Origin of the sequence: Rhizorhapis suberifaciens, assembly GCF_014200045.1 — a bacterium.
Classification (GTDB): Bacteria; Pseudomonadota; Alphaproteobacteria; order Sphingomonadales; family Sphingomonadaceae; genus Rhizorhapis; species Rhizorhapis suberifaciens.
Genome location: NZ_JACHOV010000001.1, coordinates 247,373 through 269,163, shown reverse-complemented (window position 1 = coordinate 269,163; position 21,791 = coordinate 247,373). Strand labels below are relative to the sequence as shown.

22 protein-coding genes are annotated in these 21,791 nt (G+C 59.9%); 12 read left to right on the top strand and 10 right to left on the bottom strand.

What is annotated here, in order from left to right:
* Nucleotides 1–167 precede the first annotated feature (167 nt).
* The 5 genes from HNQ99_RS01375 to HNQ99_RS01355 are packed head-to-tail and all read left to right on the top strand — an operon-like array spanning nt 168 to nt 4,400.
* Nucleotides 168–752 (top strand): hypothetical protein, encoded by a 585-nt coding sequence (locus tag HNQ99_RS01375; protein ID WP_184473838.1) that lies wholly within the window; start codon nt 168–170, stop codon nt 750–752.
* Nucleotides 753–1,511, top strand: a complete 759-nt coding sequence (locus HNQ99_RS01370; RefSeq protein WP_184473837.1) for an isopentenyl transferase family protein — start codon at nt 753–755, stop codon at nt 1,509–1,511.
* A gap of 25 nt (nt 1,512–1,536) precedes the next feature.
* On the top strand, nt 1,537–2,145 hold the full coding sequence (locus HNQ99_RS01365; protein ID WP_184474024.1) for an LOG family protein: 609 nt from the start codon (nt 1,537–1,539) through the stop codon (nt 2,143–2,145).
* 33 nt (nt 2,146–2,178) lie between these two features.
* Nucleotides 2,179–3,174: an aspartate carbamoyltransferase catalytic subunit gene (locus HNQ99_RS01360; RefSeq protein WP_184473836.1), complete on the top strand. Its 996-nt coding sequence runs from the start codon at nt 2,179–2,181 to the stop codon at nt 3,172–3,174.
* A gap of 50 nt (nt 3,175–3,224) precedes the next feature.
* Complete coding sequence (locus HNQ99_RS01355) at nt 3,225–4,400, top strand: dihydroorotase (RefSeq protein WP_407692293.1); 1,176 nt, start codon at nt 3,225–3,227, stop codon at nt 4,398–4,400.
* 32 nt (nt 4,401–4,432) lie between these two features.
* On the opposite strand, the gene HNQ99_RS01350 is transcribed toward HNQ99_RS01355, so the two are convergent.
* The 3 genes from HNQ99_RS01350 to HNQ99_RS01340 are packed head-to-tail and all read right to left on the bottom strand — an operon-like array spanning nt 4,433 to nt 6,991.
* Entirely contained in the window at nt 4,433–5,647 is a 1,215-nt protein-coding gene (locus HNQ99_RS01350) for an SPOR domain-containing protein (protein WP_184473834.1), read from the bottom strand.
* A gap of 14 nt (nt 5,648–5,661) precedes the next feature.
* The gene (locus tag HNQ99_RS01345) at nt 5,662–6,255 is read right to left on the bottom strand and encodes a hypothetical protein (protein ID WP_184473833.1); all 594 of its coding nucleotides are present in this window, start codon (nt 6,253–6,255) and stop codon (nt 5,662–5,664) included.
* 16 nt (nt 6,256–6,271) lie between these two features.
* Entirely contained in the window at nt 6,272–6,991 is a 720-nt protein-coding gene (locus HNQ99_RS01340) for an AAA family ATPase (RefSeq protein ID WP_184473832.1), read from the bottom strand.
* A gap of 178 nt (nt 6,992–7,169) precedes the next feature.
* Between HNQ99_RS01340 and HNQ99_RS01335 the strand changes: the two genes are divergently transcribed.
* The 4 genes from HNQ99_RS01335 to HNQ99_RS01320 all read left to right on the top strand — a co-directional run bounded on the left by HNQ99_RS01335 (nt 7,170) and on the right by HNQ99_RS01320 (nt 10,065).
* Complete coding sequence (locus HNQ99_RS01335; RefSeq protein ID WP_407692289.1) at nt 7,170–8,255, top strand: SPOR domain-containing protein; 1,086 nt, start codon at nt 7,170–7,172, stop codon at nt 8,253–8,255.
* A 234-nt stretch (nt 8,256–8,489) separates the two neighbouring features.
* Complete coding sequence (locus tag HNQ99_RS01330) at nt 8,490–9,158, top strand: RluA family pseudouridine synthase (protein ID WP_184473831.1); 669 nt, start codon at nt 8,490–8,492, stop codon at nt 9,156–9,158.
* Nucleotides 9,151–9,564: an alternative ribosome rescue aminoacyl-tRNA hydrolase ArfB gene (gene arfB, locus HNQ99_RS01325; RefSeq protein ID WP_184473830.1), complete on the top strand. Its 414-nt coding sequence runs from the start codon at nt 9,151–9,153 to the stop codon at nt 9,562–9,564. The genes HNQ99_RS01330 and arfB overlap by 8 nt, the downstream gene beginning before the upstream one ends.
* A 12-nt stretch (nt 9,565–9,576) precedes the next feature.
* Nucleotides 9,577–10,065, top strand: coding sequence for a GAF domain-containing protein (locus tag HNQ99_RS01320; RefSeq protein ID WP_184473829.1), 489 nt, complete (start codon nt 9,577–9,579; stop codon nt 10,063–10,065).
* 215 nt (nt 10,066–10,280) lie between these two features.
* Here the strand turns inward: HNQ99_RS01320 and recA are convergent, their stop codons facing one another.
* From recA to HNQ99_RS01305, 3 genes are all read right to left on the bottom strand, one after another.
* Nucleotides 10,281–11,357, bottom strand: coding sequence for a recombinase RecA (recA, locus tag HNQ99_RS01315; protein ID WP_184473828.1), 1,077 nt, complete (start codon nt 11,355–11,357; stop codon nt 10,281–10,283).
* 185 nt (nt 11,358–11,542) lie between these two features.
* Complete coding sequence (locus HNQ99_RS01310) at nt 11,543–11,902, bottom strand: response regulator (protein WP_184473827.1); 360 nt, start codon at nt 11,900–11,902, stop codon at nt 11,543–11,545.
* A 49-nt stretch (nt 11,903–11,951) separates the two neighbouring features.
* Nucleotides 11,952–14,306: a hybrid sensor histidine kinase/response regulator gene (locus HNQ99_RS01305; protein WP_184474022.1), complete on the bottom strand. Its 2,355-nt coding sequence runs from the start codon at nt 14,304–14,306 to the stop codon at nt 11,952–11,954.
* Nucleotides 14,307–14,535: 229 nt separating this feature from the next.
* Between HNQ99_RS01305 and HNQ99_RS01300 the strand changes: the two genes are divergently transcribed.
* The gene (locus HNQ99_RS01300; RefSeq protein WP_184473826.1) at nt 14,536–16,125 is read left to right on the top strand and encodes a helicase HerA-like domain-containing protein; all 1,590 of its coding nucleotides are present in this window, start codon (nt 14,536–14,538) and stop codon (nt 16,123–16,125) included.
* Nucleotides 16,126–16,166: 41 nt separating this feature from the next.
* On the opposite strand, the gene HNQ99_RS01295 is transcribed toward HNQ99_RS01300, so the two are convergent.
* From HNQ99_RS01295 to dapA, 3 genes are all read right to left on the bottom strand, one after another.
* A complete protein-coding gene (locus HNQ99_RS01295; protein WP_246414322.1) occupies nt 16,167–16,742 on the bottom strand; it encodes a DUF2062 domain-containing protein in 576 nt (191 codons plus the stop codon).
* 6 nt (nt 16,743–16,748) lie between these two features.
* Nucleotides 16,749–17,231 (bottom strand): SsrA-binding protein SmpB, encoded by a 483-nt coding sequence (gene smpB / locus HNQ99_RS01290; protein WP_184473825.1) that lies wholly within the window; start codon nt 17,229–17,231, stop codon nt 16,749–16,751.
* Nucleotides 17,232–17,345: 114 nt separating this feature from the next.
* Complete coding sequence (gene dapA / locus HNQ99_RS01285; protein WP_184473824.1) at nt 17,346–18,221, bottom strand: 4-hydroxy-tetrahydrodipicolinate synthase; 876 nt, start codon at nt 18,219–18,221, stop codon at nt 17,346–17,348.
* Nucleotides 18,222–18,333: 112 nt separating this feature from the next.
* On the opposite strand from dapA, the gene HNQ99_RS01280 reads away from it, so the two are divergent.
* The gene (locus HNQ99_RS01280; protein ID WP_184473823.1) at nt 18,334–20,340 is read left to right on the top strand and encodes a lytic transglycosylase domain-containing protein; all 2,007 of its coding nucleotides are present in this window, start codon (nt 18,334–18,336) and stop codon (nt 20,338–20,340) included.
* A gap of 106 nt (nt 20,341–20,446) precedes the next feature.
* Nucleotides 20,447–20,929, top strand: coding sequence for a transcription elongation factor GreB (greB, locus tag HNQ99_RS01275; RefSeq protein ID WP_184473822.1), 483 nt, complete (start codon nt 20,447–20,449; stop codon nt 20,927–20,929).
* A gap of 30 nt (nt 20,930–20,959) precedes the next feature.
* Here greB and HNQ99_RS01270 read toward each other — a convergent pair whose 3' ends face one another.
* A complete protein-coding gene (locus tag HNQ99_RS01270; protein WP_184473821.1) occupies nt 20,960–21,742 on the bottom strand; it encodes a polyphosphate kinase 2 family protein in 783 nt (260 codons plus the stop codon).
* Nucleotides 21,743–21,791: the final 49 nt, after the last annotated feature.

The window sequence follows — 21,791 nt, the reverse complement described above, 5'->3', positions numbered from 1 at the left end:
TCTCAAAACGAACCCAATGTCGGTTGCTGACAAATAGGAATAGACCTACCCCCCGCAAGCCAAAAGATTGTTCACAATTGACTTTCCGAGGCGCCTTCATGGCTGCTTGTAGCGCCCCGAAGGAGCAGGTCCGCGCCTGTTTGCTTTAATGATGAGGCTGTTATCCCATGTCCCTTTATGACGCCGATGACACCGCCGACATTCTCGAATTTCTTTGCCTTATGGAAGTCATCAGTTTTGAAGATTTCGAGTTTGCCCTGGTCTTTTCCCAATTGAAGGCGAGTGTATTGGGCCAGGCTGCGGATCACAGCTGGGTGCTTCCCGCAGGGCGTAGCGGCAAGCATTTCTTCCTCGCCGGTACTGGCATCAACGGGGGGCATCATAGCATCGCAGCGCACGATATCGCCTGCATCCACCCATCAGCGCCGCTCTCATCGCCAGCCCGTTTGAGCGAGGCCGCCCATTCATTCGACAAGCTTGCCAAACGCGGACTGCGTACCTGCCTGCTCTACGACGCCGCTGAACCGAAAATCGGTCGAGATCTGTTGAACATGACAGATGGCGAGCGAGGCGTCGCATGGGAGATTCCCGCTGCGTCGGCACGCAGGACGAGCGGTTTCCTGTTTTCGCGGAACTGGAAGAGCGGCGTCTGCGAGCAGGTCGTCAAGGTGCTCGACAACTATCTTCCGACCCTCTCCCCAGCGACGAGGCGCGGCTTCTCTCACCATATCGAAATAGGCGGTAACACATAGATGAGCTTCACACTTCATCTCATCCGAGGGCCCACCAGCACCGGCAAAACTGCGGCCGCTGTCGCCCTTGCCGAACGAACCGGCGCACCGGTGATTTCACTGGATCGGGTGCAGTGCTGTTTCGAGATATCGACCGGAAGCGGCCGACCGATGCCAAGCGAGCTGCGGGGCACACAAAGGATTTATCTCTGTTCGCGGAAGTTGATCCAAGGCGTCATTGCGGCAGACGAGGCAAATGAGTTGCTCAAACGGCGTGTAGCCGAGTGCGCTGTCAGCAGCGAGTTGGTCATTCTGGAAGGCGGCTCGGTATCCCTGCTGAACAGAATGATTTCGGACCCCTATTGGGAGCGCTTTCAGTGGCGGGCAGACAGCCTTCAACTGGGCGATCCCGACATGTTCCTGACCCGCGCAAGGGCTCGGGTTCAGGAGATGTTCCAGCACAGGGAAGGACAACCGTCATTACTGGACGAACTTGTCTCCCTATGGTCTGATCCGGCCACCCATCCCATTCTCGAGGACATTGATGGATATCGCTATGTCATCCGCTTCGCCAGGGAACACGGGTTTCCAGTGCCGCAGATCGTTGAACTGGACCGTCGACGCCAGCGCCAGCTGATCGAGGGCATAGCCGAGGAGTATCTTGATCATGCCCGATGGCAGACACGCGAGTTCCATCCGCTGCCGCTGAGCTGGCAGGGGGATGCGCAACATAACGAGGCGCAAATTCTCCCTGTCAACGCGATCCCTGCTGGTTCATGATTGGAAAGGCGGGCTGTTGACGCGCATGGACGGTAACAGGATGGGCGAGATGCAATCAGTGTGCGTATTCTGCGGCTCGGCTGAGGACGCCGATCCGGCTTACCTGCGCTCAGCGGCGCATTTGGGCCGCGCGCTTGCGCAGGCCCGTTTGACGCTCATTTACGGCGGCGGCGGTGTTGGCCTGATGGGCGCTTGCGCACGCGCGGCGCATGAAGCAGGTGGTCGAGTGCTGGGGCTTATCCCTGAATTTCTCGTGGCTCCTGAACGTGCTCTTGAGATCGTCGAGCACGTCGTGGTGGAAAGCATGCACGATCGCAAGATGCGGATGTTTGAACAGTCCGACGCCTTTGTGGCGCTGCCGGGCGGGATCGGCACGCTGGAGGAAATCGTCGAAATTTTATCCTGGCGCCGACTGGACCTGCATAGCAAGCCTGTGGTGTTCTATAACCGGGAAGGGTTCTGGCAACCGCTGTTCGACCTTTTTCAGCACACGGTGGACGCCGGTCTGACACCTCCTGAGTTCATGCAGGCATGGATCGCTGTCGATCGCGTCGAGGATATTGTGCCCGCGCTGCAGGGCGCGAACTATGAGGCTGAACCGCCGCCATTGCCGTTGAGCCGCACTTTCTCTTGAGCTTCTGGCCCTGCTGGAATAAGCCCGGCAGCCATGCAGTCATCCTCGCCGTCCAAGTCCAGCAAGTCCGGCCTTACCGGACGGGAAAATTTTCCGCACCGCCATCTGTTGGGCATGGAGAAGCTTCAACCCTGGGAAATCCGTTTCCTCCTGGATGAAGCGGAGAACTGGGTGGCGCTCAACCGCCGCTCGGCCAAGCATGACGATCGGCTGGCCGGCCTGACGCAGATGAACGCATTCTTTGAGAATAGTACGCGCACGCTGCTGTCGTTTGAGGTTGCTGGCAAGCGGCTGGGCGCGGACGTCGTCAACATGCATGCGGCGCAATCAAGCGTGAAGAAGGGCGAGACGCTGATCGATACGGCGGTGACGCTGAACGCCATGCGCGCCGATGTGATCGTGATCCGGCATCAAAGCTCCGGCGCGGTGCAGTTGATCGCGGACAAGGTCGATTGTCCGGTGCTGAACGCAGGCGACGGGCGGCATGAGCACCCCACTCAGGCGCTGCTCGACGCGCTGACCATCCGGCGGCGGAAGGGACGGATCGAAGGATTGATTGTGGCCATTTGCGGCGATGTGCTGCACAGCCGTGTAGCCCGATCAAATATCATCGGGCTTTCCACCTTGGGCGCGGAAGTGCGGGTGATCGCGCCGCCAACGCTGATGCCGGACGCAATCGGCCAGATGGGCGCGATCTCCTTTACCGACTTCGATGAGGGGCTGAACGGCGCAGATGTGGTGATGATGCTGCGGCTTCAAAGCGAGCGGATGGAAGGGGGGTTCATCCCCTCCCCGCGCGAATATCATATGCTTTACGGGCTGACGCCGGAGCGGCTGGCGAAGGCGAAGCCGGATGCGCTGGTCATGCATCCAGGGCCCATGAACCGGGGCGTCGAGATCACCAGCGGAGTCGCCGATCATCCCCAACGTTCCGCCATTACAGAACAAGTGGAGATGGGTGTGGCGGTACGCATGGCCTGCCTGGATGTGCTTACGCGCAGCGCACGGGGGGTCGAAGGATGGGCGTGAACCGCCTTTTAGCCATTACTAATGGCCGCCTGGTCGATCCGGCGGGATCCATGGTGGAGCCAGGCGTCCTGCTGTTGAAGGGAGATGCCATCCTAACGGCGGGCAAAGTTGAGGTTCCGGCGGAGGCGGAGGTGGTGGACGCCAAGGGTCTGCTAGTGGCACCGGGCATTGTGGATCTGGGCGTATTCAAGACCGACAAGCCCGCTTTTCATTTCGGCGGCATCACGCGAGCCGCGCTTATGCCCGATCAGTCGCCGGTGCTGGACGATCCGGGGCTGGTCCAGCATGCCGCCCGCGCCGGTAAGCCGGATTTCTGGGTTCACCCGCTAGCGGCGGCGACGCGAGGGCTTGAAGGACGTGAACTAGCCGAAATGGCGATGATGAAAGCGGCCGGAGCCAGGGCCGTAGCCACGGGGCGGCGATGGATCGCAAATTCCGGGGTGATGCTCCGGGTGCTCACCTATGCAGCGGCGCTGGAACTGGTTGTCATTGCTCATGCCGAAGATGACGGGCTGACCGCTCATGCCGTGGCGACATCCGGTGAAACCGCAACGCGGCTGGGCCTGCCCAGCGCTCCAGCCTGTGCAGAGGCCATTGCCATTGCGCGGGACATCATGCTGGCGCGGCAGGCGAAGGCGGCCATCCACTTCCGCAATGTGACGACGGCTCAGGGTTTTGAATTGGTGCGGAAGGCAAAGGCGGAGGGGCTGGCCGTGACCTGCGGGATCAGCCCTGCATATTTGTTTCTATCCGATAATGCGGTTTCCGACTTCCGTACTTTTGCCCGGCTATCCCCGCCGCTGAGGAGCGAGGAGGACCGCAAGGCCGCGCTGGCCGCTGTCAGCGACGGCACTGTGGACGTCATTTCATCAAGCCACGATCCCCGCGGACCAGAGGATAAGCGCCTGCCCTTCGCTGACGCCGCGCCAGGAATGGCGGGAGCGGAAACATTGCTGGCGCTGTCCCTTAACCTGGCGCGCGATGGCGTTGTCGGAATGAACCGGCTCTTCGCGCTGCTGACGGCGAACCCTTCCCGAATACTTGGCATCAACGCCGGGACCTTTGCGGAGGGCGCGGCCGCGGACATCATCCTGATCGATCCTGAAACACCCTGGCAGGTGGACTCCGACAAGATGGCGGCTGCGGCGGGCAATACCCCGTTCGATCGAATGCCGGTACAGGGACGGGTACGCAGAATCATGAAGGGCGGCCAGTTTTTGAACTGACCGCCCATCGGGAATGTGGTTTTGATGGCTGTTCAGGTTCCGCGCGACGCGATTTGCTTCAGATCGCGGGATACCCATTGAGTGGCTGCCGCGCCATTTATGCTGCGAACAAAGCAAACGGAGCCCTTCGCCCTTAGTTGACCGCAAAGCCGTTCGGCATCGGCGCGGCTTTCGAAGCCGGATAGCGCGAGACGATGGAAGGTGCGGCCTTTAACCTGTGTCCGATTGGCAATCGAGGTGAAGCTACGGATATTCTGGTAACGACTGCTGAGCTTGCGCCAAGCCTGGTCGACGGCTCCGGCGCTGCTGAACGCACCGAGCTGCACGGCATAGCCCGACCCGCCCGCCCGGTAAGGCATTTTCTTTGGCGCAGGCATGGCCGCCGGGATTGATACGGGCTGGATCATTGCCAAAGCAGGCCTTGCAGGTTCAGCAGCGGGCGTGACCTCGGCAAAGTTTTCGTTTTCAGCCGCAGGTTCCGGAGAATAGGCTGGGGGGGTGAGCTCGGGCGCTGACACCATTTGAACCGTTGCGGGTTCAGCCGCTGCGTTCAACGCCAGCGCGACGGGAAGGCCAGGGTCGGCCTGGGGCGTGACGCCGATAAGCTGCGCTACCTGCTGCGCATGAGCCCCGGGGCGGGCGAGCACGGCCCATTCCGTTACGCGCTTGCCTGCATCGGCGGGGGAAAGATCCTGGCTGGCAACCAGCTTCGATTCTTTCCAACGGCCCGCCAGCGCGAGCGTGTAGGCAAGGTTTTGGCGCACCTTTGCCGTAGCATCGGGCTGCCGCGCTTCGGCCCAGAGAATGCGAAGCCCCTCATCCGTATCGCCGGTCAGCGCCATGGCAAGGCCATAATCGGCCGCAGGAACGACATCCATATTCTGTTGCAAAAGGTCGTGGGCGGCGTCGCTCCGTCCCCCCGCTATGCGGGACATGGCAAGGCCGATCACCGTCCGGGCATCCGTCTGGCCGAGTGAAATGGCGCCTTCAAAGCTGGTTTCGGCGGACGCAAATCGGCCTTCATTGAGATAGACCTGGCCCAGCGCTGCACGGAGGTGCGCGTCATTCGGACTGGCCGCGACTGCAGCTTCAGCCGACGCCACCGTCTTGGAAAGCTTGCCCGGCTGATCGACGTTAAGCGCGGCAATCCCCCTGCTTCCCGGCGAAGACGTTGTGGCGCAGCCAGCCATAGTGGCCCCCAAAATGAAGGACGACGCTGCGAATTTGAAGAAAGCTGAGCGTTTCATGCCTTGTTCCCTGATCAGGCTCTGGCTGCACGCCGTGGCTTCAATTGCCCGGCGAGTTGTTCCACATGCGGCGATTGTTGCAGAAGTTCGTCCAGCGCCTGGATTACCAACTGTTGCGCCGAACGATTGGTGACTGCGCAGGCAAGCCTCAGTTTCAGATGACGATCCGGATCGAGACGGAGGGTGAACGCCGCCTTCGCCTGGCGCTGCCCTGGCCCCGTGGATTTGGACCTGGCCTTCGCCGTCCCTGCCTTGGTGGCGGAGGCTTCTTCCTCGAACTGTCCGACCTTTTCCACCAGCATCTGGCGCTGTTCGACTATTGCAGGCACCTCAACGGGAGCAACGACTAGCTCATCGACGAGCGCTACCGGAGGCTCCGGCTCTGCCACTGGCGTGTGGCTCGGCAGCGGCGACAGACCCGCATGGGGCTGATTCACGACGGGCGCGGTATCGCTATCCTCGCCCATGTCGTTCCAGCCAAGGTCTTCATGGCCGAGGGTCATGCCCCCCATGCCGCCCATATATTGACGCCGCATCGCCGGCTTGGCCGCACCCTTGCGAGCCAGCAAACCCGAGGTGAGAGAGGCAAATGGTTTTGGTTCGCCCATGTTCACATCCCTCACTTTACTGGCCAATCACGCGGCGGCCAAAGCCGCCCATCGGCCGCGGCGCGCCCAAATGCCCGCTCGCCATTTGCGGAGTGGCAAAGACTGTGCGGCGGAAATTCTTTTCCAGTCGGTCGGAAACATAGCTCCAGAGCGCCACCACTTCCTGAGCGGACCGGCTTTTGGGATCGACTTCCATCACCGTCCGGCCATCGATCATCGACGCGGCGAAGTCAGTGCGATGATGCAGCGTCACTGGAGCGACGGTCCCATGCTGGGAAAGTGCGACCGCAGCCTCCGACGTGATCTTCGCCTTTGGCGTCGCGGCGTTCACCACGAAAATAAGCGGCTTGCCTGCACGTTCGCAAAGATCGACCGTGGCGCCAACCGCCCGCAAGTCATGCGGGCTAGGCCGGGTCGGCACGACGATCAGTTCAGCAACGGAAATGACGCTTTGGATCGCCATGGTAATGGCGGGCGGCGTGTCGATGACCGCCAGCTTGAAGCCTTGCTGACGAAGGATCTCCAGATCGGACGCGAGCCGAGCCACAGTGGTTTGCGCAAAGGCGGGATATTCGGCCTCCCGTTCGTTCCACCAATCCGCCAGCGAGCCCTGCGGATCGATATCGATCAGGACAACCGGGCCAGCGCCTGCATTTTGTGCCTGAACGGCGAGATGACCTGACAAAGTTGTCTTGCCGGATCCGCCTTTTTGCGATGCCAAAGCTAGGACGCGCACAATCTTCCCCTTGAATTGCGGAGTTTCATGATGATTGCCACGCCGGCCGCTAACATCTGGTTAATGGCGCAAGAGCACCAAATGGCAATTCCGTGCGGTCGCTTTATGGTCGATGTAGAATTAACCGGCTGCTGATATATATAGCGATATTGAATTGGGCTTTTTGGGGTGGGAGGCCATGTACGTGAAGTTGTTTTTTTCGGTGATCGGCGGCGCATGTCTTGCCTGTGCAATGCCTGTCATTGCGCAGGTCAAGAACAGCGCGGCCGACGTCAAAGCCGGCGTAGAGGCCTGGCAACGCGCCGATTACACCGCCGCGATCGCGAAATGGCGTCCCGCAGCCAATGCAGGTGATGCCGATGCGCAGTTCAATCTGGGCCAGGCTTATAAACTTGGCTGGGGCGTCCCGATGGATTTGCCGGTCGCAACGGAATGGTTCCGGAAAGCGGCTGCCCAAGGACACGTTCGGGCGGAAGACAATTATGGCTTGCTGCTTTTCCGGTCGGGAAAACGCCCAGAGGCGATGCCCTATATCCAGAAGTCGGCCAGTCGCGGAGAACCCCGGGCGCAATATATTTTGGGCACCGCCCTCTTCAATGGTGAAAATGTACAAAAGGACTGGGTTCGCGGTTATGCGATGATGACCCGCGCCGTGGCGCAAGGCCTGCCCCAAGCGACGACGAGCCTTGCTTTGATGGACCAATATATTCCGATGGATCAGCGGCAAGAAGCCACCAAGCTCGCCGCCGAACTTGAAAAGCAGGAGCGCAGCAACATGCTGGCCGGCACGAAGATGCCGCAGCAACCAGCAACGGGAACGAGCGCGGGCGCGCCGTTCGCTTCCACCAGTTCCGCCAAACCCAAGCCGATCCTGCCCACAGATCTGCCGCCCTCTACGGTGGCAGGCACGCCCATGGTGCAGCCGATCCCCGCTCCGGCTGTTCCCGCTGCCAAGCCTTCAACGAAACCGGTAGAGAAGCCAGCAGTCGCCAAGGCGCCAACTCCAGCCACCAAGTCCGCCACATTGCCCGCCGGCAACTGGCGCGTTCAACTCGGTGCGTTCAGCGACGAGGCCAAGGCGCGCACGCTTTGGACTAACCTGTTGACGCGCGTGAAAGGCCTGGACGCCTATCAACCCTATCTGGTGAAGGAAAATGCCGTCACTCGGCTGCAGGCGGGGCCCGTTGCCAGCCAGTCCGCCGCGCTAAAGCTATGTGCGACCGTGAGAAAGGCCGACGCCGATTGTATCGTGAAGCAGCGCTAAAGTATGATCATTTAAATTGTCTCACCACCGCTCGTGTCGAGCGAAGTTGAGACAGGTTGAGCCAAGTCAACTTCCTTCGACTTCGACCTTCGGCTGACGTTATCCCGAGCGCCTGCCTTGCAGGCACTCGGGTCCGGAACGAACGGTTCAATCCAAGATAATCATGTTATAGTTCCTCACCACGCCCGAAAATTGGACATTGCGCCCGGCGGGCTTGGGTGCGAGAGCGGTGCCATGCTTTCTGATCGTGTGATATTCTGTGACGGCGAGGCGCTGGTCCTCGACAAGCCCGCGGGCCTTGCCGTCGATCCGCCGAAAAATGGCGGCCTGAGCCTTGAGAACCATCTCGCCAGCCTGACCTTCGGGTTTCAGCGTTGGCCCACAGCGGTGCATCGACTCGATCGTGACACCAGCGGCTGCCTGTTGCTGGCGCGGAACCCAAAGGCGCACAAACGCTTCGCCGCCGCCTTTGAGGCGCGACAGGTCGTGAAGGGCTATGTCGCCGTGGTGGAGGGCGTGCCCGCCGACGCTTCGGGATTGATCGATCTGCCACTCATGAAGGTGAGCAGCGCTGAGGAGGGCTGGCGCATGGTGGTCGATCCGCGCGGCAAATCAGCGGTGACGCGGTGGGAAAAACTTGCGGAAAAGGATGGCCGTAGCTTCATTCGTTTCTTTCCGGAAACCGGGCGGACGCATCAGATCCGGGCGCATGCGCTTTACGGACTGGGCGCAGCGATCGTGGGCGATCCGGTCTATGGGACCGGCCGGAGCAAGGGACCGATGTTGCTGCATAGTCATTTCCTTTCACTGTTGAGAGAAGGGAAACCGCCGGTAGAAGCCACTGCCCCTCTGCCGGATCGTTTTATCGCCGCGGGTTTTGGGCCTGAACTGCTCGATGTTTGATCGGGAAAAATATCAGCTACCGGCGGATGCCATCGAGGAACGATTCATCACCGCCAGCGGTCCGGGCGGCCAGAATGTGAACAAGGTGGCGACTGCCGTTCAGTTGCGGGTCGATCTGTATCACCTGGGGCTCCCGCCCTATGCCTTTCGGCAATTGAAGGCGCTGGCTGGATCACGTGTGACAAATGAGGGCGTGCTGGTTCTGACGGCGCAACGCTTTCGTACGCAAGATGCAAATCGGCAAGATGTACGGGAACGGCTGGTCGACATGATCGCCAAAGCGCATGAACGGCAAGCGCCAAGGATCAAGACCAAGCCGAGCAGATCGGCCAAGGCGAAACGGGTCGAGGGTAAGGTTGCGCGGGGTGCCATCAAGAAGGGGCGCGGCAAGGTGCAACTGGATTGACGGAGACGAACCATGTTTACGTTCGACATTGATCTCGCAGCATCCAAGGCGGACCTTTATGCGGAGCTTTTAACGGCCGCGCAGGCATTGACGCATAGCGAGCCGGACCCGATTGCCAACATGGCCAATGTCGCGGCGCTGATATGGCAATATATGCCGGGGTTGAACTGGGCGGGCTTTTACCGGCTGATCAACGACGAACTGGTGCTGGGACCGTTTCAAGGAAAGCCCGCCTGTCTTCGCATCCCCTTGGGTCAGGGCGTGTGCGGCACCGCCGCTCTGAGTGGTGAGACCCAGTGCGTCGCGGATGTGCATAGCTTTCCCGGACATATTGCTTGCGATGCGGAGTCACGTTCGGAGATCGTGGTGCCGGTTGTTCATGCCGGACGGCTATTGGGGGTATTGGATCTCGACAGCCCCGTTCCAGCACGGTTCGATCAGGAGGATGTCGCCGGACTGAAGCGGCTGGTGGAACATTTGGCGTTCTCGCTGGCAGGCTGATGTTGTTGAACCTGCTCTTCCATGTCGATTTAGAGTGAGGTGCCATCAAATCTGCATCAATGCCCGTACCTCCCGAGCGAAGTCGAGACACGCTCAGGCTTGGCCAGCGCCCTCGACTTCGCTCGGAGGGACGGAAGGGATTCCGATTTTGCGCCAGCCACTCCAAAAAAAAATGCCTGCATCCCTCCGCTTTTTTCGGAGAGAGGGATTTGCATTTATTCGCCGTCGTCGTCCGCATCGGGGCCGGACATCATGGCCTCTGCAACACTTTCGGTCTTGCCCCGGATCGCCTTTTCCAGCTTGGCGCAAAGCTCGGAATTTTCCTTGAGGAAAGTCTTCGCATTTTCGCGGCCCTGACCAATACGGACGGAGTCGTAGCTGAACCAGGCGCCGGACTTTTCAACCAGGCCGGCCTTGACACCCAAGTCAAGAATTTCGCCGATCTTGGAAATACCTTCGCCATACATGATGTCGAATTCGACCTGCTTGAAAGGCGGCGCAACCTTGTTCTTCACGACCTTCACGCGCGTGGTGTTACCCACAATATCGTCACGATCCTTGATCTGGCCAGTGCGGCGGATGTCAAGGCGAACCGAAGCGTAGAATTTCAGCGCATTACCGCCGGTCGTTGTTTCAGGATTGCCGTACATGACGCCGATCTTCATGCGGACTTGGTTGATAAAGATCACCATGCAGCGCGAGCGGCTGATGGAACCGGTCAGCTTGCGTAATGCCTGGGACATGAGACGCGCCTGAAGACCGACATGACTATCGCCCATTTCGCCTTCGATTTCCGCGCGCGGAACAAGCGCTGCGACCGAGTCCACCACCAAAACGTCGATTGCATTGGAGCGGACCAGCGTATCGACGATTTCTAGCGCCTGTTCGCCCGTATCGGGCTGCGATACGATGAGTTCATCAATATCCACACCCAATTTTTTAGCGTAAATGGGATCAAGCGCATGTTCGGCGTCGACGAAAGCAGCGGTGCCACCGCCTTTCTGCGCCTCAGCAATCGCGTGCAGCGCCAAAGTAGTCTTGCCTGAGCTTTCCGGGCCGTAAATCTCAATGATACGTCCGCGCGGAAGGCCGCCGATGCCCAGTGCGATATCAAGACCCAGCGATCCGGAGGAGATCGCCTCAATCTCCATCTTTTCACGGCTGCCCAGCTTCATGGCAGAGCCTTTGCCAAAGGCGCGATCAATTTGCGACAACGCTGCTTCGAGAGCTTTTTGTCTATCCATATTGGCTTTTTTTTCCTCGGAATCGATAAGTTTGAGCTGTGCGGCCATAGCCCCGCTCCCTCCTAGGTTGATCGCGCGTTCCAATCAACGCGTGACTTCGATGTACCGCATATGTTCTAACGGAACAATAGGAGAACGATTTTTATTTTGCGGACAGTGAACCCCTTCTGGCGACGTTTGCCTTTCGCACCGCTCATTTAAACATATGCTAAATGCGATTGCCGGAACCGGCCCTATGAAATTGCGAAGAGTTGTCCCAGAGCATGTTCTACGGTCGCCATGGTAAAGGGCTTTTCCAGCCGTGCACAGGTCGCAAAGCGAACGGGAACATCCTCCGAACTGCCGCCGGTGACGAACAGGAAAGGAACGCCCTTTTCCATTAAAATGTCCGCTGCGGGCCACACCATTTCGCCGGCCAGATTCACATCCAGAATAGCCGCATCGAAGCCGCCAAGCCGTGCATAGCGGCAAGCGGTGATCAACCCATCCGCGATGCCCGCAACATCATAGCCCAGGCTGTCGAGAAAATCCTCCACCATCAGGCCGATCATCGGCTCGTCTTCGACGATCAATATGCTCTTGCGATCCAGCATGTGTTTGTCTTGCCCTAACCCTTTGATCTTGCTGGCTATCTCAGATAAATTACCCGTTGCCAAGCGCATCGCGTGCAGCCTCGGCAAGCTGCGTCACGGAGAATGGCTTTGGGAGAAAGGACACATTGTCAATGTCGATGGATTTACGCAACTGCTCTTCCGCATAGCCCGACATGAACAAAACGGGCAGATCGGGGTGTGCGGCACGAGCGTGGCGGACCATGGAGGGACCGTCCATATTGGGCATGACCACATCCGAGATCATGAGGTGTATCTCCTCACCGCGGGCAAGCACTTCCAGCGCCTCCTCCCCATCATTGGCCGTCAGCACCTTGTAACCTTGCCGCGTGAGCGCCCGTTCGGCAACGGAGCGCACCATGTCCTCATCCTCCACCAGCAAGATTGTCCCCGTACCCCAAAGTTCGTTTTTCTTTTCCTGAGGCTTTGCCTTGGCGATAGCAGGCGCAGGGGCGGCGTAGACCGGGAGATAGATGGTAAAACTGGTGCCCTTCCCTTGTTCGGAATCCGCGAAAATATATCCGCCCGACTGTTTGACGATACCATAGACCGTGGAAAGACCAAGACCCGTGCCCTTCCCCACTTCCTTGGTCGTAAAGAAAGGCTCGAAGATCTTGGCCAGGATCTCGGGCGGAATGCCCGTGCCGGTATCGGTGACGCGGAGCGCGGTATAATCGCCCACCGGCAGAAACTCGCTCCGCATCTCGCGCACCTGTCCTGCGGTAACGCCAAACGTCTGGATCAGCAGCTTGCCACCCTCCGGCATAGCATCGCGGGCGTTGACGGCAAGGTTGACTATGACCTGTTCAAGTTGTCCGGGATCGGCGCGGACCGCGCCTAAATTGCGGCCGTGGCTAACGTCCAGCGTAACCGTGTCGCCCATCAGGCGGCGAAGCAGGTTCGAAACTTCGGATATGACGTCGGGCAACTGCAATATCTGCGGCCGCAGGGTCTGCTGACGGGAAAAGGCCAGAAGTTGGCGCGTAAGGCTGGCCGCTCGGTTGGAGTTGCCCTTGATTTGCTGGATATCGTCATAGTCGCTGTCGCCCGGCGTGTGGCGCATCATCATCAGATCGCAATGGCCGATGATCGCAGTCAGAATATTGTTGAAGTCATGCGCGACGCCGCCGGCAAGCTGTCCGATGGCCTGCATCTTGGTTGCTTGAGCGACCTGACGTTTCAGCTTCGATTCTTCGCTATTGTCCTTCAGGCTGAGTAGAACGGCCGCTTCGCCCAGGCCCCTGACGCCGGCAAGGCTGAGCGCGATAGGTTCGTCGGGTTGAGAACGCATGCGGACGGCAATGTCGCCAGAAAGCTGCTGCCCCACCGCATAGCGACGGATAGAATCAGCGACCGCGGACTGATCTTCGCGAACCACGAGGTCGCCAGGATAGGATGGTTTTTCGCCCTCCTTCACGCCAGCAGCGCGCGCGAACGCTTCGTTGTAGAAGAGGAAGCGGCCATCGCGATCGGCCATGGCAAGACCAAAGGGCAGAAGTGACAGCAGTGTTTCGATGTAGGAAAGCGCGCTACCGCCATCGCCGCCGCCCGCCTGTTCATCAAGCATCATCAGCAGCATCGGACCATCGGGACGGTCCCGGCGGACAGGGATTTGCAGAAGGCGGATGGGAATGGCGTTCCGCTCCTCGCGAGCGAAGAAGACCCGGCCTTTATTGTCCACACGCATGAAAGAAGCGAAATCCCGCCCGGTGATCGCGGCGTCGTGTCGTCCGGTAGCGCGCAGGAGAAAGGCCGGATTTGCCGCGCGAATGCGTCCCTCTCCGCCTATGAGCGCCCCCATAATGCCCGCGTCGGTAAATTGTCGCCCTGCCTCGCCGAGCAGCATCTTCATATAGTCGTCGATGATGTTCGCCTGCTTCACCGGCATGAACCGCCAGAGCAGATAATCTTCCGACCGACCGGTCCGGGTGATTTCAACGTCGACCCGGAGCGCCCCCTTCGCAAGACCGTTGATACGCCCTGCGCCATCCCGCCAGGCGGCCCGCCCGGCAGCGGCAAGCTTTTCGGCTCCATTACCGTCCAGAGGCAGGCTTGGCGGCGTGGGATAGCCATCGAACCAGTCACCGAACAAATCGCTGGCGCACACCAACCTTCCGGCGCGGTCGGTTACGGCGATGGCGACGTTGGAACTATCGGCTGCAGCCCGAGCGATGGTCCAATCCGGCAGTTCGCCGTGAATAACGGTTTCGGCCGGAAAGAGTTTTCGGAAGTAAAACGCAAGCACGGCCGCACCGATCAGGGCAGCGGCAAAACCCGCCGCAAAGGCCGGCTCATCCACAATCCAGTAAAGGAGCGCGGCCGTCAAAAGCGCGCCTATGCCGATCAGCGGAACAAGGCCGCGCAACGACGCCTTTCCGACCAGCATCGCCACGTCTTCCCTGTCATGCGCGAGTTCGTGCGCCGGCACTCGATATCCTTCTAAAGAATAAACCCCATCTGCCTTAATGGCCATGTTGGGGGATGAGAACAGAATTATGAAATTCCTATCCAAATGCGCCCGAATGCACTCGTTAAAGGCCAGGAGCGTCATTTTTATCCGCGACCGACAAGAGACAAACAATTATGCTTGCTCCGAAACGGCAGGAGAGCGGGCCATGGGCGAATCCGGCGAAATCTTTCTCGGCATGGGGGGCGGCCGGGCACAGGCGCTAAATCTGCAGCGCGCCAACCGGCATGGGCTGATTGCGGGCGCCACAGGCACCGGCAAGACGGTGACGCTGCAAGGCCTGGTCGAAGGATTTTCCAGCGCCGGTGTGCCCGTATTCGTCGCCGACGTGAAAGGCGACCTGGCCGGACTTGCGCTTCCCGGAACTGCCGCAGGAAAGATGCACGAAATCTTTGCCGCACGGGCCAAGGAGATAGGGCAGGACGATTGGGTCTACAGGGACAATCCGATCATCTTTTGGGACATCTACGGCGTGCTGGGCCATCCGGTCCGCACGACCATATCCGAAATGGGTCCGCTATTGCTCGCGCGGATGCTGGGGCTGAACGATACACAGGAAGGCGTGTTGTCCATCGCCTTTCGCGTCGCGGATGAGCAAGGGCTGCTTTTGCTGGACCTTGGCGATCTGCAATCCATGCTCATATGGTGCGGGAACAATGCCGAAGCGCTTTCCGTGCAATATGGCAATGTCACCAAGGCGAGCATTGGCGCAATCCAGCGCCAGTTGCTGAGTTTGGAAAGCCAGGGGGCCGGCCATTTCTTCGGCGAGCCTGCCCTTGATATTTCCGACATGATCCAGTGCGACGGCGATGGCCGCGGTTATGTCAACATTCTCGCCGCCGACCGCCTGATGTCGAGCCCGAAGCTATACGCCACCTTCCTACTTTGGCTGCTGTCGGAGTTATTCGAAACGCTCCCTGAAACAGGAGATCCGGACAGGCCGAAGCTCGTCTTCTTCTTTGACGAGGCCCATTTGCTGTTCGAGGACGCGCCCAAGGCGCTGCTCGACAAGATAGAGCAAGTGGTGCGACTGATCCGATCCAAGGGCGTCGGCGTTTATTTCATTACCCAAAATCCCATCGACATTCCCCAGGATGTGGCGGGACAGCTGGGAAACCGGGTTCAACACGCACTGCGCGCCTTCACGCCGCGCGATCAAAAGGCGATCAAGGCTGCCGCCGAAACTTTTCGCGCCAATCCGGAAGTCGACGTCGCGACCGCGATCACCGAGTTGCGTATCGGTGAGGCGCTGGTTTCAGTGCTTCAGGCCGACGGCTCTCCCTCGCCCGTCGAACGAACATTGATCAAGGCGCCTGCTTCGCGAGTTGGTCCACTGGAGGAGCGCGAGCGCGCGATCATCTTGAGCACAAGTCCGTGCGCCGGGAAATATGACGAGCTCGTGGACCGGGAATCAGCCGAGGAAATCCTCGCCGCCCGCGCCCAGCAGGCCGTTGCCAAAGCGGCCACGCAAAAGGCGGAAGCTGAGGCGGCCAAGGCGCGCGAGGCACAGCTGAAGGAGCAGGCACGGGCCGAAGCCGCCGCCCGAAAGGAAGCCGATAAACCAGGCAATCTTGACCGCGCGATCCAGTCCGCGACGCGCGCCGCATCCTCGTCCATCGGTCGTCAGGTTGCCAACGAGATCGGCCGCCAGATTTTCGGCGGCGGAAGGAAGTCATCGGCAGGAGGACTGGCCGGGCGAATTATGCGCGGAGTTCTGGGCGGTTTGCTTCGAGGGTGAACCCTGGAATGCTGCAATAAACCAATTGAGGAAATCTTAATTCACATCGGCGCCGGTTCGGATTGGCGCGTCAAATGCCGCCGGTGCTTGTGGCGCCTGCGCCATTTGCGAGCGACCCAGGCCTTCCAACCCCATCCTGCGACCACATAGCCGATGGCGCTGAAAATCACGGCCAATACGATCAATCCGAAGGCCGTAACCGAAAAGGCGCCAGTCAGCCATTGAAGCCAACTGCCCGGATCGCTGCGGAGCTGGGTATTCAAGGGCTGTCCATAGGTCATGGCGTCCAGATGAAGGATCCAGTCGCCAACCTTATAGGCCACCAGCCACAGGATCGGCGTGGTTATGGGATTGGTGATGAAGGTCGTCACAGCCGCAACCGGCACATTGGCGCGGCAGCTAAGTGCCAGCAATGCCGCGAATACGATTTGCGCCAGTGGGATGATGATGCCGACCAGCATACCGAGCGCCACGCCCCGCGGAACGGAGCGCCGGGTGAAGCGCCAAAGCTCGGGCGCAAGGATGCGGTTGGCGAAGGGCGCAAGAAAGCGATTGGCGCGGATCGTATCATGCGTCGGCATGTGGCGGGTAAGCCAGCGAAGTTTGCGGGGGCCCATAGCCGCTCAGCCTTTCTCACGCAGCAGACGGCCCTGCTCGCGCTTCCAGTCGCGTTCCTTTTCCGTCTCCCGCTTGTCGTGCAGCTTCTTGCCCTTGGCGAGGGCCAGTTCGACCTTCGCCCGGCCCCGGCTGTTGAAATAGATGGACAGAGGAACCAGCGTCATGCCCTGTCGGGCCACGGCACCGTGCAGTTTGGAAATCTCGCGTTCCGTGAGCAACAGTTTGCGAAGTCTCTTGGGCTCATGATTATAGCGGTTGCCATGGCTGAATTCAGGAATGTTGCTGTTGACCAGCCACACCTCGTCGTCCTTTACCTCCGCGTAGCTTTCGGCAATGGAGCCTTCGCCGAAACGGAGCGACTTGACCTCGGTGCCGGAAAGAACGATCCCGGCCTCATAGACATCGTCAATGGCATAGTCGAACCGCGCGCGCCGGTTCTCAGCGACGGTCTTCACCTTGTCGAATGTAGCGTGACGCGGTCGGGCCATTTTATTTAATTCTAGACATTTCCATTTCGGCGGAGCTTGTCAAAGCCCTGCACGTCTTCAAATAAAGGATCGCCCTTCGACAAGTTCGGGGCAAACAGCAATAACAAACGGCCCTTACACCAGCCCGGCAATCTCCAGCGCCCGATCCACTGCCGCCCTGCTCGCCTGCGACGGCGACGTGATCGGCAATCGAACCTCCTCCGGCATATCAGGTCGGATCCGGCTGAGCGCATATTTGACGGGGCCGGGTGAACAATCGCTAAACATCGCATCATGCAATGGATAAAGCTTGTCCTGCAGCTCCAGCGCGCGGGTCCAGTCTCCTGAGACGCAGGCCGCCTGGAACTCGGCGCAGAGCCGGGGCGCGACATTAGCCGTCACTGAAATGCAACCGCTGCCGCCCATTGCGTTGAAGCCAAGAGCCGTTTCGTCATTACCGGACAGCTGGCAGAACTGTTCGCCGCAGGCAAGGCGCTGTGCGGTGACGCGCCCCAGATTGCCGGTCGCGTCCTTGATACCGACAATAGTCGGATATTGGCGCAGTCGGCGCATCACATCCACGCTGATATCGGTGATCGTGCGGGATGGGACATTGTAAAGCATGATCGGCAGCGCGCTGCGTTCGGCAAGATAGGCAAAGTGCTGGAAAACGCCTTCCTGATTGGGCTTGTTGTAATAGGGAGCTACGACCAGGGCAGCATTGGCGCCGGCGGCCTCTGCGGCCTTCATATGTTCGAGCGCCGTCATGGTGTCGTTGGAACCGCAACCTGCGATCACCGGCACGCGACCTGCCGCCTGTTCGACGCAGATCTCAATAACGCGATTATGCTCCTCAATCGACATGGTCGCGCTTTCACCAGTCGTGCCGCAGGGGACGAGCGCAGAGCTGTTCTCCGCGATCTGCCAGTCAACGAGACTCCGAAAAGCGGCCTCATCCAACGCACCGTTGCGAAAAGGTGTCACCAGCGCCGGAATCGACCCAGAATACATCAAAATACTCCTTCAAACCTTCGCCAGCGCAAGGCATAATGACCGAACGAAGCGGTATTTGCGGCGTCCTATAGCGCGGCGTTCAGCGCCTGATAAGGATCGAATGGGCATCATGTCCAGTATGGTATCAAGAATCGCACTTTTGGCCGTGCTGGCAGGTAGCACTTCCTTCACCATGGCCGCCACCTCCGAAACACCGCAACAGGATTGGGAACGCGTACGCGACACGCTCGCCACACCCGCTCCGACCGATGTGCAGGTGAGTTCCGCCGTCAGCGAATGGCGGCGTCTGAACCAGAGCGACACGCTCAGCTTTCTTGAATATGCCAGCTTCCTGAGCGCCAATCCGGGCTATCCCGGGGAAGAGCGGATGCGGAAGGTGGCTGAGCAAGCGATCAACCCGCTGAGTTACTCCCCCTCGCAGGTCGTGTCCTTTTTCGCCAAATATCCCCCGCTGACCAACACCGGCTGGGCGCGATATGCCATTGCCTTGTCGGCTAGCGGCCGATCGGGCGATGCGGCCCGGGCCGTGGATGCCGCACGCAAGGCGTGGCGCGCCGGCGCGCTCAATCCTGATGATGAAGCCCGGCTGCTCAGCCTGTTCGGGCGGTCTTTTGGTCAGGGCGACCATGACCTGCGTATGGATGCGCTGCTCTGGACGAATGCGACCAGTGGGGCCGACCGTCAGCTTGCTTATGTTTCCCCTGCCCGGCGTGCTGTCTTCGAAGCGCGGCTTGCGTTGAAGCGGAAGATGCCGGACGCGGCGCTGAAAATGCAGCAGGCGGACCCGGCTGGCGCGACAGATGCGGGATATCTCGCAGACAAGGCCATGTGGTTGCGCGACAGCGGCAACAGCTGGGCGGCGCGCGAGTTGCTGGCGAAACGCGCGAGCGTGGCCGTACCTCCCGCTGACGCGGAAAAATGGTATGAGGCGCTTCTGACGAACGCACGTGGGGCCGCCAACGACCGGCAATGGCCGATCGCCTATGCCATAGCGAGCAAGGTGGATGACGCCTACGCGCCCGGCACCGACATTCGTGACCGCCCGATCGGTGAGCGGGACGATTATACCAGCCTGGTATGGCTGGCGGGCACCGCGGCCTATTATGAACTGAAGCGCCCGCATGACGCGGCCGAGATGTTCCGCCGCTATGCAGAGGCCGCCCGTTCGCCACAGACCGTATCGAAGGGCTATTATTGGGCTGGGCGCGCCGCGCAGGAAGCTGGCAAGGCGACCATAGCGAGCAGCTATCTTGAGCGGGCGGGGACCTATGCGGACCAGTTTTATGGGCAACTGGCGCTTGAACGACTGGGGCGAAATTTGCCCGTCCCTGCAGCGTCCCCGCCCATACAGGTGTCCGAAGCCGAACGAACCGCTTTCTATAATCGGGGCGTGGTGAAAGCCGTCCGCATGCTGGGTCAGCAGGGTTATTGGCAGGACCAAAGCAAGTTCCTCCGCGCCATAGCCAATGGCGCGAGCAGTCCTGCCGACGCCATACTGGCGGCTGAGCTTTCCAAAAGCATCGGACGGCCCGACCTTAGCGTCATGGCAGGCCGGCGGGCCGGGTCCATTGGCCTGCTGAGCTATAGCGAGGCGAGCTTCCCACGTATTTCCGTCCCCATGGGACATCAGACGAACTGGACCATGATCCACGCCATCGCCCGGCAGGAGAGCCAGTTCGACCGTCAGGCCATGAGCCATGCCGGCGCGCGCGGCCTTATGCAGTTGATGCCGGGGACGGCGCGGGAAACGGCAGGCAAGATCGGCCTGTCTTATGACCCGGCCTCGCTCAACGACCCCAATTACAATATCCAGCTGGGCAGCACCTATTTCCAATCGATGCTGCGTTATTTTGGCGGCAGCTACCCGCTTGCCGTGGCCGCTTACAATGCGGGGCCCGGCAATGTGAACAAGTGGATTGCCGCCAATGGCGACCCCCGTATGCCTGGAGCGGATATCCTTCGCTGGATCGAGAATATTCCGATCTACGAAACCAAAAATTATGTGCAGCGGGTGCTGGAGAATGCGGTGGTATATGACCTGATGAACCCGCAACAGGCCAAGGTGACGACTAAAGCGCCGTTGAGCCGCTACCTGGGAAAGAATCAGCCGGGCTGATCAAACCACGGACCGCTGAGCCGGCGTGAAGCTGGTACTGGGTTCAGGCTGCGCCAAGAGGACCCCTGCCTCGACAAATTCAGGGCGAACGGGATAGATCTTCATCATGATCAACCGCCATAACTACATCACTCCGGCAGGCTTTTCCGCACTTCGCGCGGAATATGAGCGGCTGTTCGCAGTCGAACGGCCGATGATCGTCGAAATCGTGAGCTGGGCGGCGGGTAACGGCGACCGCAGCGAAAATGGCGATTATCTTTACGGCCGTAAACGCATGCGGGAGATTGATGGGCAATTGCGTCGCTTGTCCAAGAAAATGAAAGAAGCGAAGATCATCGATCCGGCACAGCAGCCGGATAAGAGCCGCGTCTATTTCGGGGCTACCGTCACAATCGCCGATGAGGAGGACAATCACCGCACCGTTACATTGGTGGGTGATGACGAGGCCGATGCCTCGGCCGGTCGCATAGGGTGGAACGCCCCGCTTGCCCGCGCGCTGCGAGGCGCCGGAACTGGAGACCTGCGCAGGGTCATTCTGCCTTCGGGGGAAAAGGAATATGAGGTGCTGGAGATTAGTTATCCCGGCTGAGCAATGTAATGCAGCCCAATCACGCCGGCATCATCCCTCACGATAGTCAAATGCTTCTTTCGCCAGCGTGAGCACCTCTGGATCGACCTCTGGCATATCCATCGGCACTGCCGCCTCCAGTCGGTCGGCGACATAGGTCAGCGCCGCGATCCGCGCCGCTTTCTTGTTGTTCCCGTCAATAACCTCCCAGGGTGCCCAACGGCTGTTGGTCTGGCGAAACATTTCGTGCATCGCCGTGAGATAGTCATCGCGTCGGGCGCGGTTGCGATAATCATCGACTCCTGTTTTCCAGCGTTTCCATGGGGTGGAGAGCCGGGCGGCGAGGCGTTCGTCCTGTTCCTTCTGCGTGACGTGCACGAACAGCTTGACGATATGAGTGCCGCTGTCGATCTGCTGCGCCTCGAATTCGTTGATCTCGTCATAGCCGCGCTTCCATTCGGATTCCGAGCAAAGACGTTCCACCCGCTCCACCAGCACGCGGCCGTACCAGCTGCGATCGAAAACGCTGATGTCCTGACAGGCGGGCAGTTTCTGCCAGAAGCGCCATAGAAAATGATGATCCCGCTCCTCCTGCGTCGGAGCGGAGATCGGCCAAACCTCAAAATAGCGAGGGTCCCACTCGGCCACCAGGCGGCGAATGATGCCGCCTTTTCCCGAAGCGTCCCAGCCTTCGAGCAGCACGATACTGCGGCGGCGGTGGACGATATGGGCCACCTGAATGCGGGCGAGCCGTTCCTGAAGGTCCTTCAGGTCGGCGTCGTAATCGCCTGCATATTTCTTGCCGTCCTCATAATCGCTGAGATTGATGGTCATTTCTGGCCTCCTGAATCCATTCGGACGAGCCTGTCGGAGTCCCTTGCCT

Bases quoted from the DNA above. Each gene is read 5' to 3' on its own strand.
- HNQ99_RS01375 (WP_184473838.1), top strand. From the start codon at position 168: ATGTCCCTTTATGACGCCGATGACACCGCCGACATTCTCGAATTTCTT.
- HNQ99_RS01370 (WP_184473837.1), top strand. From the start codon at position 753: ATGAGCTTCACACTTCATCTCATCCGAGGGCCCACCAGCACCGGCAAA.
- HNQ99_RS01365 (WP_184474024.1), top strand. From the start codon at position 1,537: ATGGACGGTAACAGGATGGGCGAGATGCAATCAGTGTGCGTATTCTGC.
- HNQ99_RS01360 (WP_184473836.1), top strand. From the start codon at position 2,179: ATGCAGTCATCCTCGCCGTCCAAGTCCAGCAAGTCCGGCCTTACCGGA.
- HNQ99_RS01355 (WP_407692293.1), top strand. From the start codon at position 3,225: ATGGTGGAGCCAGGCGTCCTGCTGTTGAAGGGAGATGCCATCCTAACG.
- HNQ99_RS01350 (WP_184473834.1), bottom strand. From the start codon at position 5,647: ATGAAACGCTCAGCTTTCTTCAAATTCGCAGCGTCGTCCTTCATTTTG.
- HNQ99_RS01345 (WP_184473833.1), bottom strand. From the start codon at position 6,255: ATGGGCGAACCAAAACCATTTGCCTCTCTCACCTCGGGTTTGCTGGCT.
- HNQ99_RS01335 (WP_407692289.1), top strand. From the start codon at position 7,170: ATGTACGTGAAGTTGTTTTTTTCGGTGATCGGCGGCGCATGTCTTGCC.
- HNQ99_RS01330 (WP_184473831.1), top strand. From the start codon at position 8,490: ATGCTTTCTGATCGTGTGATATTCTGTGACGGCGAGGCGCTGGTCCTC.
- arfB (WP_184473830.1), top strand. From the start codon at position 9,151: ATGTTTGATCGGGAAAAATATCAGCTACCGGCGGATGCCATCGAGGAA.
- HNQ99_RS01320 (WP_184473829.1), top strand. From the start codon at position 9,577: ATGTTTACGTTCGACATTGATCTCGCAGCATCCAAGGCGGACCTTTAT.
- recA (WP_184473828.1), bottom strand. From the start codon at position 11,357: ATGGCCGCACAGCTCAAACTTATCGATTCCGAGGAAAAAAAAGCCAAT.
- HNQ99_RS01310 (WP_184473827.1), bottom strand. From the start codon at position 11,902: ATGCTGGATCGCAAGAGCATATTGATCGTCGAAGACGAGCCGATGATC.
- HNQ99_RS01305 (WP_184474022.1), bottom strand. From the start codon at position 14,306: ATGCTGGTCGGAAAGGCGTCGTTGCGCGGCCTTGTTCCGCTGATCGGC.
- HNQ99_RS01300 (WP_184473826.1), top strand. From the start codon at position 14,536: ATGGGCGAATCCGGCGAAATCTTTCTCGGCATGGGGGGCGGCCGGGCA.
- HNQ99_RS01295 (WP_246414322.1), bottom strand. From the start codon at position 16,742: ATGGGCCCCCGCAAACTTCGCTGGCTTACCCGCCACATGCCGACGCAT.
- smpB (WP_184473825.1), bottom strand. From the start codon at position 17,231: ATGGCCCGACCGCGTCACGCTACATTCGACAAGGTGAAGACCGTCGCT.
- dapA (WP_184473824.1), bottom strand. From the start codon at position 18,221: ATGTATTCTGGGTCGATTCCGGCGCTGGTGACACCTTTTCGCAACGGT.
- HNQ99_RS01280 (WP_184473823.1), top strand. From the start codon at position 18,334: ATGTCCAGTATGGTATCAAGAATCGCACTTTTGGCCGTGCTGGCAGGT.
- greB (WP_184473822.1), top strand. From the start codon at position 20,447: ATGATCAACCGCCATAACTACATCACTCCGGCAGGCTTTTCCGCACTT.
- HNQ99_RS01270 (WP_184473821.1), bottom strand. From the start codon at position 21,742: ATGACCATCAATCTCAGCGATTATGAGGACGGCAAGAAATATGCAGGC.